Raw genomic sequence first — 15,077 nt, 5'->3', positions numbered from 1 at the left:
CTCCTTTTTAGCCGTTGTTAATTCCAAGCTCACGTTCACGCAAAACTGTTTTCGCGCGAGCAATTGCTTTACGAACTTCACGAATACGGGCTGGATTATCCAATTGACCAGTCGCTAGTTGAAAGCGAAGGTTAAACAACTCTTCTTTAAGTGATTTCGTCTTTTGCTCAATTTCAGCAGTGGTTAAGTTACGAATATCATTAGCTTTCATTTGCGTCACCACCCACTTCATCGCGTTTTACGAATTTACATTTAACTGGTAATTTATGAGAAGCTAGACGTAAAGCTTCACGAGCAACTTCTTCTGAAACACCAGAGATTTCAAACATAATCTTTCCAGGTTTGACAACTGCTACCCATCCTTCAGGAGCACCTTTACCAGAACCCATTCGAACTTCTAAAGGTTTAGCTGTGTATGGCTTAGAAGGGAAAATTTTGATCCAAACCTTACCACCACGCTTCATGTAACGAGTCATCGCAATACGAGCAGATTCGATTTGACGGTTTGTAATCCAAGAAGCATCAACCGCTTGTAAACCATATTCACCGAAATGTACTTCAGTACCGCCTTTCGCACGACCGCGCATGTTTCCACGGTGTTCGCGACGATATTTAACACGTTTAGGCATTAACATAATTAGTTGCCTCCTTCCTCATTTTTCGTTCCTTTCGTTGGAAGGACTTCACCACGATAAATCCAGATTTTGATACCTAGCTTACCGTATGTTGTATCAGCTTCAGCTGTACCATAGTTGATATCAGCACGAAGTGTGTGAAGTGGAACAGTTCCTTCGCTGTAATGTTCTGCACGAGCAATATCAGCACCACCAAGACGACCAGATACTTGAGTTTTGATACCCTTAGCACCAGCACGCATTGTACGTTGGATAGCTTGCTTCATCGCACGACGGAACGAAATACGATTTTCTAATTGACGAGCAATATTCTCAGCAACAAGCTTCGCATCTAAGTCTGCTTGTTTAATTTCAAGAATGTTAATATGAACTCTCTTACCTGTCAAAGCATTAAGAGCTTTACGTAACGCTTCAACTTCTGAACCGCCTTTTCCGATCACCATACCAGGCTTAGCAGTAGAAATTGTAATGTTAACGCGGTTTGCAGCACGTTCGATTTCTACTTTAGAAACAGAAGCATCTTTTAAACGTTTTTCTACATAATCACGAATTTTAATATCTTCGTGTAATAAATCAGCGTAATCTTTATCTGCGTACCATTTTGACTCCCAGTCTTTAATGACACCAACTCGAAGTCCAGTAGGATTCACTTTTTGACCCACGTTTTATCCCTCCTTCTTTTCAGTTACAACTAATGTAATATGACTAGTACGTTTGTTGATACGGCTTGCGCGTCCCATTGCACGTGGACGGAAACGTTTTAACGTTACACCTTCATCTACATACGCCTCGCTAATTACAAGGTTGTTTGGCTCCATTTCATAGTTGTGCTCAGCATTCGCAATTGCAGAGTTTAAAAGCTTTTCTACAACTGGAGAAGCAGCTTTTGGTGTGTGACGTAGAATAGCAACAGCCTCACCAACTTGCTTTCCGCGAATTAAATCAACAACTAGACGTACTTTACGAGGAGCAATACGAACTTGTTTTGCTACCGCTTTAGCTTGCATAGGATTGACCTCCTCTCTTACTCACCTATTAACGTCTTGTTTTCTTATCATCAGCAGCATGACCTTTATACGTACGAGATGGTGCGAATTCACCTAGTTTGTGACCAACCATGTCCTCAGATACATATACAGGTACGTGCTTACGGCCATCATATACCGCGATTGTGTGACCAATGAACTCAGGGAAAATCGTTGAACGACGAGACCAAGTTTTAATAACTCGCTTATCGTTAGTTTCGTTCATTGCTTCAACTTTTTTCATCAAGTGATCATCGACAAAAGGTCCCTTTTTCAAACTACGACCCATGAGAAAACCTCCCTTCGTGATTACCCACGGTTCTAATTAGAACCGTAGTGCAACCCCGTTATTTTTTACGACGACGTACAATATACTTATCAGAAAGCTTGTTTTTCTTACGAGTTTTGTAACCAAGAGTTGGTTTACCCCAAGGTGACATTGGTGACTTACGTCCGATAGGTGATCTACCTTCACCACCACCGTGTGGGTGATCGTTAGGGTTCATTACAGAACCACGAACCGTAGGACGTTTACCTAACCAACGAGAACGACCAGCTTTACCGATGTTAACTAGTTCGTGTTCAATATTACCAACTTGGCCAATTGTAGCACGGCAAGTTGCTAAAATGTAACGAGTTTCGCCAGAGTTAAGACGTACAAGTACATAGTCGCCTTCTTTACCTAATAGTTGTGCTTCAGTACCAGCAGAACGGACTAATTGTCCACCTTTGCCAGGCTTAAGCTCGATGTTATGAATTACAGTACCAACTGGGATGTTTTTAAGTGGTAAAGCATTACCAACTTTAATATCCGCTTCTGCTCCTGATTCAATCATCATATCAACTTTAAGTCCTTTTGGTGCTAAGATGTAACGTTTTTCTCCATCAACATAGTTGATAAGAGCGATGTTCGCCGAACGGTTTGGATCGTATTCGATCGTAGCAACGCGTCCTGGAATTCCATCTTTGTTACGTTTGAAGTCAATCACACGATATTGACGTTTGTGACCGCCACCTTGGTGACGTACAGTTAATTTACCTTGGTTGTTACGTCCACCTTTTTTGTGTAATGGTGCAAGTAACGATTTTTCCGGTTTATCCGTTGTGATTTCTGCATAGTCTAATACAGACATACCACGACGACCGGCACTGGTTGGTTTATACTTTTTAATCGCCATTTTCAGTTCCCTCCTTCGCTAGTATTTTTTATACACCTTCAAAGAACTCAAGTTCTTTGCTCTCAGGTGATAATGTAACGATCGCTTTTTTACGACGAGCAGTGTAACCCGTGTAACGACCAAAACGTTTTGATTTTCCTTTGTAGTTCATTGTGTTTACACGATCAACTTTCACTTCAAAGATTTCTTCAATCGCATCTTTGATTTGAGTTTTGTTAGCACGAACATCCACTTCAAAAGTGTAACGTTTTTCACTCATTAGATCAGTTGAACGTTCAGTAATCACAGGGCGCTTAATGATATCACGAGCGTTTGACATTACGCAAGCACCTCCTCTACCTTTTCAACGGCATCTTTCGTAATAACAAGTTTATCATGCTTAAGCACATCAAGCACGTTTACACCTTGAGCTGTAACGAACGTTACACCAGGTAGGTTACGCGCAGATAGAGCAACAGCTTCATTATAATCAGCCGTCACAACTAATGCTTTACGGTCAGCAGATAGACCAGAAAGAACTGCAGCCATTTCTTTAGTCTTTGGCGTCTCAAATGCTAAGTTATCTAAAACAACGATTTCCTCAGCTTGCACTTTACTAGAAAGAGCAGATTTGATTGCTAATCGACGAACTTTTTTAGGTAGTTTGTAGCTGTAGCTTCTTGGTGTTGGACCAAAAACTACACCACCACCAACCCATTGAGGTGAACGGATCGACCCTTGACGTGCACGACCAGTTCCCTTTTGACGCCATGGTTTACGACCACCACCACGTACTTCAGAACGTCCTTTTGTTTTGTGTGTTCCTTGACGAAGAGATGCTTGTTGCATAACTACTGCGTCGTGAAGCACACTTTCGTTTGGTTCAATTCCAAATACAGAATCATTTAGTTCGATATCTCCAACTTGAGAACCTGTTTGGTTAAATAATGCTACTTTCGGCATGATGTGTCCTCCTTTCTTTTAATCTTTATTTTACTTTAATCGCAGATTGGATAGACACATAACTCTTCTTAGCACCAGGTACGTTACCTTTTACTAATAGAAGATTACGTTCTGTATCTACTTTTACGATTTCAAGGTTTTGAACTGTGATTGTTTCTCCACCCATACGTCCAGGAAGTAATTTCCCTTTGAATACACGGTTTGGAGCAACAGGACCCATTGAACCTGGGCGACGGTGGTAACGAGAACCGTGAGACATTGGCCCACGTGCTTGGTTATGGCGTTTGATAGCACCTTGGAAACCTTTCCCTTTAGATGTTCCTGTTACATCTACTACATCACCTTCAGCAAATGTATCTACCTTAACTTCTTGACCTACCTCATACTCGTCAAGATTTACGTTACGGATTTCCTTGATGAAGCGCTTAGGAGCCGTATTCGCTTTTGCAGCGTGGCCTTCAGCTGGTTTGTTGAAGTTTGCTTTCTTTTGGTCAGCAAATCCAACTTGGATTGCTTCGTAACCGTCAGAATCAACAGTTTTCTTTTGAAGAACAACGTTAGGTTCCGCTTCAATTACTGTTACTGGGATTACTTCACCGTTTTCAGCAAATACTTGAGTCATACCAATTTTTCTACCTAAGATTCCTTTGGACATCCGTTACACCTCCTAATAAAAATCATATTTTTATGCCATTTTTCATATCATAATAATGAGCCATTGCTCATTAGTTTAAATTAAATGTAAGTACTAAAGCTTAATTTCGATATCGACACCAGATGGTAAATCCAAACGCATTAAAGCATCCACTGTTTGTGGTGTTGGATTCACAATGTCGATTAGACGCTTGTGAGTACGCATTTCGAACTGTTCACGAGAATCTTTGTACTTGTGAACCGCGCGAAGAACTGTATATACAGACTTTTCAGTTGGAAGTGGTATCGGACCCGATACACTAGCACCTGAACGTTTTGCTGTTTCTACAATCTTTTCTGCAGATTGATCAAGGACTCTATGATCATATGCTTTCAAACGAATGCGAATCTTTTGCTTTGCCATTATAGCCCCTCCTTTTTCGTCCATTTTGATAAACAGACATACTCCGTAGAAATTTCCTACACCCTGCCATGGCAATGGGGCCGGGTGTGTCAGCAACCTTCTACTTCATCGCTGTCAATGACCAACATTCCACATTATACACAAAAAGAAAAATCAGTGCAAGTGGAATACCTACGCTGATCACACTTTTACTATTATATAGGTCTTTTTATTAAAAATCAACTTCTTTATTTAATCTCTTATACTTATTCCTATAGAAAATGTTGTAAACTATGAATTAGCAATATGTTATATCTTTATAGGAGGATTTATGTCACAACCAAACCGTTTATTATGGACACTTGCTTTAGCACAATTCTTAGTTATGCAAGTCTGGTTCAATTATTCTTCTATTATTCCTATAATAGAAGCTGAATGGAATTTAACATCTAGTGAGTCTGGTTTTATATTAGCTTTTTTCCATTTAGGATATGTTATAGCTATCATCTTTTATAGTTTTTTAATCACAGCATATAATCCAAAGTATTCCTTTGTATTTGGAGCTTTGCTTGCGGGCGGTTCCGGGGTCGCATTTGCATTATTTGCTGAAGGTTTTGTATCTGCTTTATTTCTCAGAACTTTATCGGGCATTGGCGTCGCAGGGATTTACGTACCAGGAATGAAAATGGTTGCTGAACTCTTCCCAGTTGAAAGGCGAGGAAGGGCTCTTGGTATCTATGTTGGTTCCTTAGTCGTCGGTTCAGGAAGCTCCTTATTAGTTTCTGGTTTATTTATTAATTTGGTAGGCTGGCAGGGAATCATTTTGCTAACTTCTTCATTCAGTATACTTGCAGCCGTACTAATTATAGTAACACCCATTCCTCCTTCGATTAAAATAAAAGGTACTACGCTGACATTAGAAAAGCTAAAAAATGTTTTTAAAAAGAGAAATTTGTTAATCAATGGAGGTTATACTGGTCACTGCTGGGAATTATATGCAATGTGGTCATGGATTGGTCCATTTTTAGTGTTCTATTTCAGCACTCATGGTTTTGAAGGAGACAACGCTATTCAACTAGGGAACATGACAGGTGCATTAATTATAATTATTGGTGGTATTGCCACTTATATTGGTGGTCGTCTTTCTGATAGATTTGGTCGCAGTCAAACGGCGACAGTTTTTCTTTTTATTAGTATTACATGTTCGCTTTTAATTGGTTGGCTTACATTTGTACCTATTATAATCATGTTGGTTATATCGTTCGTTTATGGTTTTTCTATTGTAGCAGATTCTCCTATTTACAATACTGCCATCAGCGAGGTGACAGATCCTGAATTATTAGGAATCGCTCTAGGCATTCAGTCAGTATTGGGATTTAGTGCAACCATTTTTGCTCCACTTATTTTTGGAATTTTATTAGACTACTACTCCTGGGGAATTGCATTTTCAACTGTTGGTATTATAACGATAATTGCACCGATCTGTATGCTTGTTTTAGTTAAAGATCGAAAAAATAAGGATGCTTACATTAGCTGAATAAAAAGCCGTTCATATGGATTTTGGAGAATCTTAAAGGGAGGTTGGTGCTTTCCTTTATACAGCATACCTCCCTTTACTCTTTCACTACACTCAAACACTATGATTAATGAAATCTATAAAACGGTATATAATCCTAAAAAACCACCTTGGAATTTCCAAGGTGGTTTGATATGTTATTTATTACTTTTGGATTGATGCAACAACGCCGGCACCAACAGTACGTCCACCCTCACGGATAGAGAACTTAGTACCTTCTTCGATAGCGATTGGAGCGATAAGCTCAACAGTCATCTCGATGTTGTCACCAGGCATTACCATCTCAACGCCTTCTGGAAGTTGAACGATTCCAGTTACGTCAGTTGTACGGAAGTAGAACTGAGGACGGTAGTTTGAGAAGAATGGAGTGTGACGTCCACCCTCTTCTTTTGAAAGAACATAAACTTCAGCTTTGAAGTTAGTGTGTGGAGTGATAGTACCTGGCTTAGCAAGTACTTGTCCACGTTGTACTTCATCACGAGCAACCCCACGAAGAAGTGCACCAATGTTATCGCCAGCTTCAGCATAGTCAAGAAGCTTACGGAACATTTCTACTCCAGTACAAGTAGTAGATTTAGGCTCTTCAGTGATACCGATGATGTCGATAGTGTCACCAACGTTAAGTTGTCCACGCTCAACACGACCAGTAGCAACTGTACCACGACCAGTGATTGAGAATACATCCTCAACTGGCATCATGAATGGCTTTTCTTTATCACGCTCTGGAGTTGGGATGTACTCATCAACAGCATTCATAAGCTCGATGATTTTTTCTTCCCACTCAGCTTCTCCTTCAAGTGCTTTAAGAGCAGAACCTTGGATAACTGGAACGTCATCACCAGGGAAGTCATACTCAGAAAGAAGGTCACGTACTTCCATTTCTACTAATTCAAGTAGCTCTTCATCGTCTACCATGTCACATTTGTTTAAGAATACAACAAGGTAAGGTACACCTACTTGACGAGATAATAGGATGTGCTCACGAGTTTGTGGCATTGGACCATCAGCAGCAGATACTACTAAGATACCACCATCCATTTGTGCAGCACCAGTGATCATGTTTTTAACATAGTCAGCGTGTCCTGGGCAGTCAACGTGTGCATAGTGACGGTTATCAGTTTCATACTCAACGTGTGCAGTTGAGATTGTGATACCACGCTCACGCTCTTCTGGAGCACCATCAATAGCGTCATACGCCATTGCAGCACCTTTACCAGATTTCTTAGCTAATACTGTAGTGATTGCAGCAGTTAAAGTTGTTTTACCGTGGTCAACGTGTCCAATTGTACCAATATTGGCATGTGTTTTGGAACGGTCGAATTTTTCTTTAGCCATGATTCATTTCCTCCCTTAATTGAACATAAGTATAATTTAAGTATTTTTTATGGATAAGAAAGGTGTACTACCCATACAAGCTTAACACCTTCCTTAGCTTACAACAAAATATTATCAGAAACAATTACTAACAAATATTATTGTCCAGTTTGTTTCTTAATAATTTCTTCAGCTACGCTCTTAGGAACTTCTTCGTAGTGATCAAAGAACATAGAGTATGTTCCACGTCCTTGAGTACGAGAACGAAGTGAAGTCGCATAACCAAACATTTCAGCAAGTGGAACAAATGCTTTAACGATTTGAGCGTTACCACGAGCTTCCATACCTTCAACGCGTCCACGACGTGCTGTAACGTCACCCATAACGTCACCCATGTACTCTTCAGGAACTACTACTTCAACTTTCATTAGTGGTTCAAGAAGTACTGGACTACATTTTGTTTTCGCGTTCTTAAGTGCCATTGAAGCGGCAATTTTAAACGCCATCTCACTTGAGTCAACATCATGGTATGAACCATCATAAAGTTTAGCTTTAATGTCAATTACTGGGTAACCAGCAATCATACCATTTTGCAATGATTCTTCGATGCCTTGTTCAACAGAACCGATGTATTCACGAGGAACTGAACCACCGACAATTGCATTTGTAAACTCAAAGCCTGCTCCTTCTTCATTAGGAGAGAACTCAACCCATACGTGACCAAATTGTCCACGACCACCAGATTGACGAACGAACTTACCTTCAACCTGTGCAGTTTGACGAATTGTTTCACGGTATGATACTTGAGGAGCACCAACGTTAGCTTCAACTTTGAACTCACGCTTCATACGGTCAACAATGATATCAAGGTGAAGCTCACCCATACCAGAAATAATTGTTTGACCAGTTTCTTCGTTAGTCTCAGTACGGAACGTTGGATCTTCTTCTGCAAGCTTCGCTAAAGCCATACCCATTTTATCTTGGTCAGCCTTAGATTTCGGCTCAACAGATAAAGAGATAACTGGCTCTGGGAATTCCATAGATTCAAGAATTACAAGATTCTTTTCATCACATAGAGTATCACCAGTTGTCGTATCTTTCAAACCTACTGCAGCAGCAATATCCCCAGAATAAACTGTAGAGACCTCTTCACGAGAGTTTGCATGCATTTGTAGGATACGTCCAACACGCTCACGCTTGCCCTTTGTAGAGTTCTTAACATATGAACCTGAATCTAATGTACCAGAGTACACACGGAAGAATGTTAGCTTACCAACGTAAGGGTCAGTCATAACTTTGAATGCTAACGCAGAGAATGGAGCTTCGTCGCTAGATTCACGAGTTACTTCCTCTTCAGTTTCAGGGACAATACCGTTAATTGCAGGAACATCTAAAGGGGATGGTAAGTAATCAAGAACAGCGTCAAGCATAAGTTGAACACCTTTGTTCTTGAATGCAGAACCACAAATTACAGGATAGAATTCAACGTTACAAGTTCCTTTACGGATTGCAGCCTTGATTTCTTCTATTGTTAATTCTTCACCTTCAAGATATTTCATCATTAATTCTTCATCAAGTTCAGCTACTGCTTCAACAAGTTGCTCATGTAATTCTTGAGCTTTCTCTTTATACTCAGCTGGAATTTCTTTTGCTTCCGTACGAGTACCAAGATCATCCTCATAGAAGTATGCAACCATTTCGATTAAGTCAATGATACCATTGAATTCATCTTCAGCCCCAATTGGTAATTGGATTGGGTGTGCGTTCGCTTGAAGACGATCACGTAATGTACCAACTGAATAAAGGAAATCTGCACCTGTCTTGTCCATTTTGTTAACAAATACAACACGTGGTACACCGTAAGTAGTAGCTTGGCGCCAAACTGTTTCTGTTTGAGGCTCAACGCCAGATTGAGCATCAAGTACTGCTACAGCTCCGTCCAATACACGTAATGAACGTTCTACTTCTACTGTGAAGTCTACGTGTCCAGGTGTATCGATGATATTAATACGGTGATCTTTCCATGCAGCTGTTGTTGCAGCAGAAGTGATTGTGATACCACGCTCTTGCTCCTGTGCCATCCAGTCCATTTGAGATGCACCTTCATGAGTTTCACCAATCTTGTGGATACGTCCTGTGTAGAAAAGAACACGTTCAGTTGTTGTTGTTTTACCGGCATCAATGTGAGCCATGATGCCGATATTACGTGTATCTTTTAAGGAGAACTCTCTTGCCATAGGGTATTTCTCCTTCCTATTAAAAACATTTTATTTAGTATGATATTGATCTTACCAACGATAGTGAGCGAATGCTTTGTTCGCTTCCGCCATCTTGTGTGTGTCTTCACGCTTTTTAACAGAAGCACCTGCATTGTTCGCAGCATCAAGAATTTCATTAGCTAGACGTTCTTCCATCGTCTTTTCACCACGTAGACGAGAGTAGTTTACTAACCAACGTAGACCTAATGTAGTACGACGTTCAGGTTTTACTTCGATTGGTACTTGATAGTTTGCACCACCAACACGGCGAGCTTTAACTTCAAGCACAGGCATGATATTCTTTAATGCTTGATCGAAAACTTCCATAGGGTCATTCCCACTACGTTCTTTCACTAGTTCAAATGCATTATAAAGAATTGTTTGAGCTTTACCACGCTTTCCATCCTCCATAATACGGTTGATTAAGCGTGTAACAAGTTTAGACTTGTAAATCGGATCTGGTAATACATCGCGACGAGCGACTGGTCCTTTACGAGGCATAATTCACCCTCCTTTCAACATTAAATTTAATTATTTTTTAGGGCGCTTAGTTCCATACTTAGAACGGCCTTGCATACGGTTTTGTACTCCTGCAGTATCTAACGCTCCACGTACGATGTGGTAACGAACCCCTGGTAAATCTTTTACACGTCCTCCACGGATAAGAACAACACTGTGCTCTTGAAGGTTGTGACCAATCCCTGGGATATATGCAGTTACCTCGATTTGGTTAGTTAAACGTACACGAGCATATTTACGAAGTGCTGAGTTTGGCTTCTTAGGAGTCATTGTACCAACACGAGTACATACACCACGTTTTTGTGGAGATGAAAGGTTAGTTTGAGACTTCTTAAAGCTGTTAAACCCTTTGTTAAGAGCTGGTGAATCAGACCCCTTAACTTTAGCAACACGACCTTTACGGATTAATTGATTAATTGTAGGCATTTTGTTTCCTCCTCTCTTTGAAATTTTAAGACCACTGGTCCTGGTGGTTCATCTTTAGGCAAAAGGAAAGTTTTTGCCAAGCGGTTTTGCACCGAATGGCAAAAACGAAATTATTTCCTTAAAGCTACAGTGGCTGCGCCGACTTCAATTCCACAAGCTTTTCCAAGCTTCTTCATTGAGTCAACATATAAAAGTGGTATATCCTTGGCTTTCGCTAATGCTTCTACTTTGTATATAACACGGTATTCTGCATCTTTTGCTATTAAAACCTCAGAAACACTACCATCATCAAGCGCCTTAAGTGTTTGTTTCGTACCTATTACTAGGTCTTTTGCCTGTAAAACTTTTTCATAAGACATCGTTCATCCTCCAAAGCAACAGGATTCTCAGGCACACTTTGATATACTATCACTCTTGAAACACACTGTCAACTTTTTTTAAAAATTTACTCGTGAGTAAGTACTTCTTCTACCATTGGATCATCCGAAGACTCTGCTTCAACCTGATCGTAATCAGATGTGATATTCAGATGACGGTATCTAGGCATACCCGTTCCTGCAGGTACAAGCTTACCGATAATAACATTCTCTTTTAATCCTAGCAATTCATCGCGCTTACCTTTAATTGCAGCATCAGTTAAGACACGTGTTGTTTCTTGGAATGACGCAGCCGATAAGAATGAATCTGTCTCTAGAGATGCTTTGGTTATACCAAGCAATACTGGTTTACCTGTTGCTGGGCGTTCTTTTTCCAGAAGAACTTTCTTATTTTCATCATTAAATTGTTGAATTTCAATAAGAGAACCTGGTAATACATTCGTTTCACCGGCATCAACTACACGCACTTTACGAAGCATTTGACGAACCATAACCTCAACGTGCTTATCGCCAATTTCTACCCCTTGCATACGGTAAACTTTTTGTACTTCACGTAATAGGTATTCTTGAACACCGTTCATACCTTTAACTTTTAGAAGCTCTTTTGGATCTATTGAACCTTCCGTTAATGGGTCACCCGCATTGACGAAATCACCAATCGCAACTTTCAAGCGAGATCCATATGGAATTGCGTAGTTCTTTGCTTCCATTTCACTCTTAACAGTAACCTCGCGCTTATCTCCTTCTTTGAAGTCGATAACCTCACCATCAATTTCAGTGATCACCGCTTGACCTTTCGGATTACGTGCCTCAAATAGCTCTTGGATACGTGGCAAACCTTGAGTAATATCGTCTCCGGCTACCCCACCTGTATGGAATGTACGCATCGTAAGCTGAGTTCCTGGCTCCCCGATTGATTGGGCCGCAATAATACCAACTGCTTCTCCAACCTCTACATCGCTTCCAGTAGCCAAGTTGCGTCCGTAACATTTCTTACAAACCCCATGTCTTGTGTCACATGTGAAGACGGAACGGATGGTAACTTCTTCAACACCTGCATCAACAATTTGTTTTGCAATATCTTCGTCAATAAGCTCATTTTTCTTAATTAAAGCTTCACCAGTCTCAGGGTGCTTCAATGTTTTAAACGCTACACGACCAACAAGTCGATCATAGAGATTTTCAATAATTTCATTTCCTTCTTTAATTGCTTGAACAGCTAAACCACGATCTGTCCCACAATCATCAGAGCGAACAATAACATCTTGGGCAACGTCAACAAGACGACGCGTTAAGTAACCTGAATCGGCAGTCTTCAAGGCTGTATCAGCAAGACCTTTACGCGCACCGTGTGTAGAGATAAAATACTCGAGTACGGTTAGACCCTCACGGAAACTTGATTTGATCGGTAACTCAATAATTCGACCAGACGGGTTAGCCATTAGACCACGCATACCAGCTAACTGAGTAAAGTTAGATGCGTTACCACGGGCACCAGAGTCACTCATCATAAAGATCGGGTTACTTCTATCAAGTGTACCCATTAATTTATTCTGGATAATATCCTTCGCTTCACTCCAAACAGAAATTACGCGATCATAACGTTCTTCCTCGGTAATTAAACCACGACGGAATTGCTTAAGGATCTTTTCGACTTTTTGTTCTGCTTCAACAAGAATCTCTTTCTTCTCCGCTAATACAACAATGTCAGCTACCCCAACGGTAATACCGGCTCTTGTTGAGTACTTAAAGCCTAATTCCTTCATGCGGTCTAACATTTTAGATGTTTCAGCAATTGCAAACTTCTTAAATACTTCAGCAATAACATTTCCTAAGAAGCCTTTTTTGAAAGGTAGAACAAGTTCATTACTTTCAAAATGCTTTCTTACATCCGTTGAACTTGGAACAATATATTTTTCCGGTGTCTCTTGCTCTAAGTTATACCCTGTTGGCTCATTAATGTATGGGAAAGTCTCCGGTAAAATCTCATTGAATATCAACTTTCCAACAGTCGTTAACAACAATTTATCTTGTTGATCTTCACGGAATGTTGGCTTGCCAAGTGAAGCGACAGGGATTGCGATACGAGAATGCAAATGTACATACCCATTTTGATAGGCAATCAATGCTTCATTTGTATCCTTGAAGATGGAACCTTCGCCCTTTGCATCTACTCGCTCCATTGTTAAGTAATAGTTACCAAGAACCATATCTTGTGATGGAGTAACAACTGGCTTACCATCCTTAGGATTTAGGATGTTTTGTGCAGCAAGCATTAAAATACGCGCTTCAGCTTGCGCTTCAGCTGAAAGTGGTACGTGAACAGCCATTTGGTCACCGTCAAAGTCAGCATTATAAGCTGTACATACTAGTGGATGTAGCTTAATCGCACGACCTTCAACAAGTGTCGGTTCGAAAGCCTGAATCCCTAAACGGTGAAGGGTAGGTGCACGGTTAAGAAGAACTGGGTGTTCACGAATAACTTCTTCCAAAACATCCCAAACCTCTGGTTGTACTTTCTCTACCTTACGTTTTGCACTCTTAATATTATGAGCAAGACCTTTCGATACAAGCTCCTTCATTACAAAAGGTTTAAAGAGCTCAAGAGCCATTTCTTTCGGGAGTCCACACTGGTACATTTTCAAGTTTGGACCTACTACGATAACGGAACGTCCTGAGTAGTCAACACGTTTACCAAGTAGATTTTGACGGAAACGCCCTTGCTTCCCTTTTAACATATGTGAAAGAGATTTTAATGGGCGGTTACCTGGTCCCGTAACAGGACGACCACGACGACCATTATCAATTAGAGCATCTACTGCTTCTTGTAGCATACGTTTCTCATTTTGAACAATGATATTTGGTGCGCCTAAGTCAAGAAGACGCTTCAAACGATTATTACGGTTAATAACCCGACGGTACAGATCATTTAAGTCAGACGTCGCAAAGCGGCCACCATCAAGCTGTACCATTGGACGTAATTCAGGTGGAATAACCGGAAGCACATCAAGAATCATCCAAGATGGTTCATTTCCTGAATGACGGAAAGCTTCTAATACTTCAAGGCGTTTAATTGCACGTGTACGGCGTTGACCTTGTGCTGTAACCAGCTCTTCTTTAAGTAATCCAACTTCTTTTTCTAGGTCAATGTCAGCTAGAAGCTTACGAATCGCTTCTGCTCCCATTTGAGCATTGAAAGACTGACCGTACTTATCACGGTATGTACGATACTCTTTTTCAGAGAGAAGTTGCTTCTTCTCTAGTGGAGTGTCACCTGGATCTGTTACTACATAAGAAGCAAAATATATAACTTCTTCAAGTGAACGAGGTGACATATCTAGAACAAGACCCATTCGACTTGGGATCCCTTTAAAATACCAAATATGAGAAACTGGTGCAGCTAGTTCAATGTGACCCATGCGTTCACGGCGAACTTTCGCACGTGTTACTTCGACGCCACAGCGATCACAGACAACACCCTTATAACGAACACGTTTGTATTTTCCACAATGACATTCCCAGTCTTTTGTTGGACCGAAAATCCTCTCGCAGAAAAGGCCATCCTTTTCCGGCTTTAACGTACGATAATTGATTGTTTCAGGCTTCTTAACTTCCCCTCTTGACCAAGAGCGGATCTTATTTGGTGAAGCAAGACCAATTTTCATATATTCGAAGTTGTTTACATCTATCAAGGGGCTAACCTCCCTTTTCGTTTCCTGTCTAATTCAGAGAATAATCGGGTCTTTTTTTTATAAGAAAGCTTTAGGGAACTAGCTTCTTACTAGCTCCCA

General features: G+C 40.6%; 17 protein-coding genes. 1 reads left to right on the top strand and 16 read right to left on the bottom strand.

Translation table 11 applies throughout. The features are described 5' to 3' along the window. Nucleotides 1–7: 7 nt before the first annotated feature. From rpmC to rpsJ, 10 genes are all read right to left on the bottom strand, one after another. Nucleotides 8–211, bottom strand: coding sequence for a 50S ribosomal protein L29 (gene rpmC / locus AC1FXZ_RS19970; RefSeq protein WP_003322618.1), 204 nt, complete (start codon nt 209–211; stop codon nt 8–10). After that, on the bottom strand, nt 201–635 hold the full coding sequence (gene rplP / locus AC1FXZ_RS19965; protein WP_480056930.1) for a 50S ribosomal protein L16: 435 nt from the start codon (nt 633–635) through the stop codon (nt 201–203). Before rplP ends, rpmC begins: the two co-directional genes overlap by 11 nt. A gap of 2 nt (nt 636–637) precedes the next feature. Further along, nucleotides 638–1,297 (bottom strand): 30S ribosomal protein S3, encoded by a 660-nt coding sequence (gene rpsC, locus AC1FXZ_RS19960; RefSeq protein WP_480056928.1) that lies wholly within the window; start codon nt 1,295–1,297, stop codon nt 638–640. A 3-nt stretch (nt 1,298–1,300) separates the two neighbouring features. Beyond that, nucleotides 1,301–1,642, bottom strand: a complete 342-nt coding sequence (rplV, locus tag AC1FXZ_RS19955) for a 50S ribosomal protein L22 (RefSeq protein WP_480056926.1) — start codon at nt 1,640–1,642, stop codon at nt 1,301–1,303. Between the two features lie 28 nt (nt 1,643–1,670). Next, complete coding sequence (rpsS, locus tag AC1FXZ_RS19950) at nt 1,671–1,949, bottom strand: 30S ribosomal protein S19 (RefSeq protein ID WP_480056924.1); 279 nt, start codon at nt 1,947–1,949, stop codon at nt 1,671–1,673. Between the two features lie 58 nt (nt 1,950–2,007). Then, nucleotides 2,008–2,838 carry a 50S ribosomal protein L2 gene (gene rplB, locus AC1FXZ_RS19945; protein WP_480056922.1) on the bottom strand — a complete coding sequence of 277 codons (831 nt, stop codon included), beginning with the start codon at nt 2,836–2,838 and terminating at the stop codon, nt 2,008–2,010. A 28-nt stretch (nt 2,839–2,866) separates the two neighbouring features. Continuing rightward, nucleotides 2,867–3,157, bottom strand: a complete 291-nt coding sequence (rplW, locus tag AC1FXZ_RS19940; protein WP_480056920.1) for a 50S ribosomal protein L23 — start codon at nt 3,155–3,157, stop codon at nt 2,867–2,869. Beyond that, on the bottom strand, nt 3,157–3,780 hold the full coding sequence (rplD, locus tag AC1FXZ_RS19935; protein WP_480056918.1) for a 50S ribosomal protein L4: 624 nt from the start codon (nt 3,778–3,780) through the stop codon (nt 3,157–3,159). Before rplD ends, rplW begins: the two co-directional genes overlap by 1 nt. Nucleotides 3,781–3,805: 25 nt before the next feature. Next, nucleotides 3,806–4,435 (bottom strand): 50S ribosomal protein L3, encoded by a 630-nt coding sequence (gene rplC, locus AC1FXZ_RS19930; RefSeq protein WP_480056916.1) that lies wholly within the window; start codon nt 4,433–4,435, stop codon nt 3,806–3,808. Nucleotides 4,436–4,528: 93 nt separating this feature from the next. Continuing rightward, nucleotides 4,529–4,837: a 30S ribosomal protein S10 gene (rpsJ, locus tag AC1FXZ_RS19925; RefSeq protein WP_035345210.1), complete on the bottom strand. Its 309-nt coding sequence runs from the start codon at nt 4,835–4,837 to the stop codon at nt 4,529–4,531. A gap of 310 nt (nt 4,838–5,147) precedes the next feature. Here rpsJ and AC1FXZ_RS19920 point away from each other — a divergent pair, with 310 nt between their 5' ends. Further along, nucleotides 5,148–6,353 (top strand): MFS transporter, encoded by a 1,206-nt coding sequence (locus AC1FXZ_RS19920; protein ID WP_480056914.1) that lies wholly within the window; start codon nt 5,148–5,150, stop codon nt 6,351–6,353. Nucleotides 6,354–6,536: 183 nt separating this feature from the next. On the opposite strand, the gene tuf is transcribed toward AC1FXZ_RS19920, so the two are convergent. From tuf to rpoC, 6 genes are all read right to left on the bottom strand, one after another. Further along, nucleotides 6,537–7,727 (bottom strand): elongation factor Tu, encoded by a 1,191-nt coding sequence (tuf, locus tag AC1FXZ_RS19915; protein WP_480056912.1) that lies wholly within the window; start codon nt 7,725–7,727, stop codon nt 6,537–6,539. A 137-nt stretch (nt 7,728–7,864) separates the two neighbouring features. Continuing rightward, a complete protein-coding gene (gene fusA / locus AC1FXZ_RS19910) occupies nt 7,865–9,943 on the bottom strand; it encodes an elongation factor G (RefSeq protein WP_480056910.1) in 2,079 nt (692 codons plus the stop codon). 51 nt (nt 9,944–9,994) lie between these two features. Next, a complete protein-coding gene (gene rpsG / locus AC1FXZ_RS19905) occupies nt 9,995–10,465 on the bottom strand; it encodes a 30S ribosomal protein S7 (RefSeq protein ID WP_480056908.1) in 471 nt (156 codons plus the stop codon). Between the two features lie 30 nt (nt 10,466–10,495). Next, complete coding sequence (rpsL, locus tag AC1FXZ_RS19900) at nt 10,496–10,909, bottom strand: 30S ribosomal protein S12 (protein WP_480056907.1); 414 nt, start codon at nt 10,907–10,909, stop codon at nt 10,496–10,498. Nucleotides 10,910–11,019: 110 nt separating this feature from the next. Next, a complete protein-coding gene (locus AC1FXZ_RS19895) occupies nt 11,020–11,268 on the bottom strand; it encodes a 50S ribosomal protein L7ae-like protein (RefSeq protein WP_480056905.1) in 249 nt (82 codons plus the stop codon). Between the two features lie 86 nt (nt 11,269–11,354). After that, entirely contained in the window at nt 11,355–14,978 is a 3,624-nt protein-coding gene (rpoC, locus tag AC1FXZ_RS19890) for a DNA-directed RNA polymerase subunit beta' (protein WP_480056903.1), read from the bottom strand. Nucleotides 14,979–15,077 lie beyond the last annotated feature (99 nt).

The organism is Halalkalibacter sp. HAAS-P014, from assembly GCF_056619965.1.
Note: the sequence above shows the minus strand (reverse complement) of the source record. Positions and strands in the feature narration are given on the sequence as shown.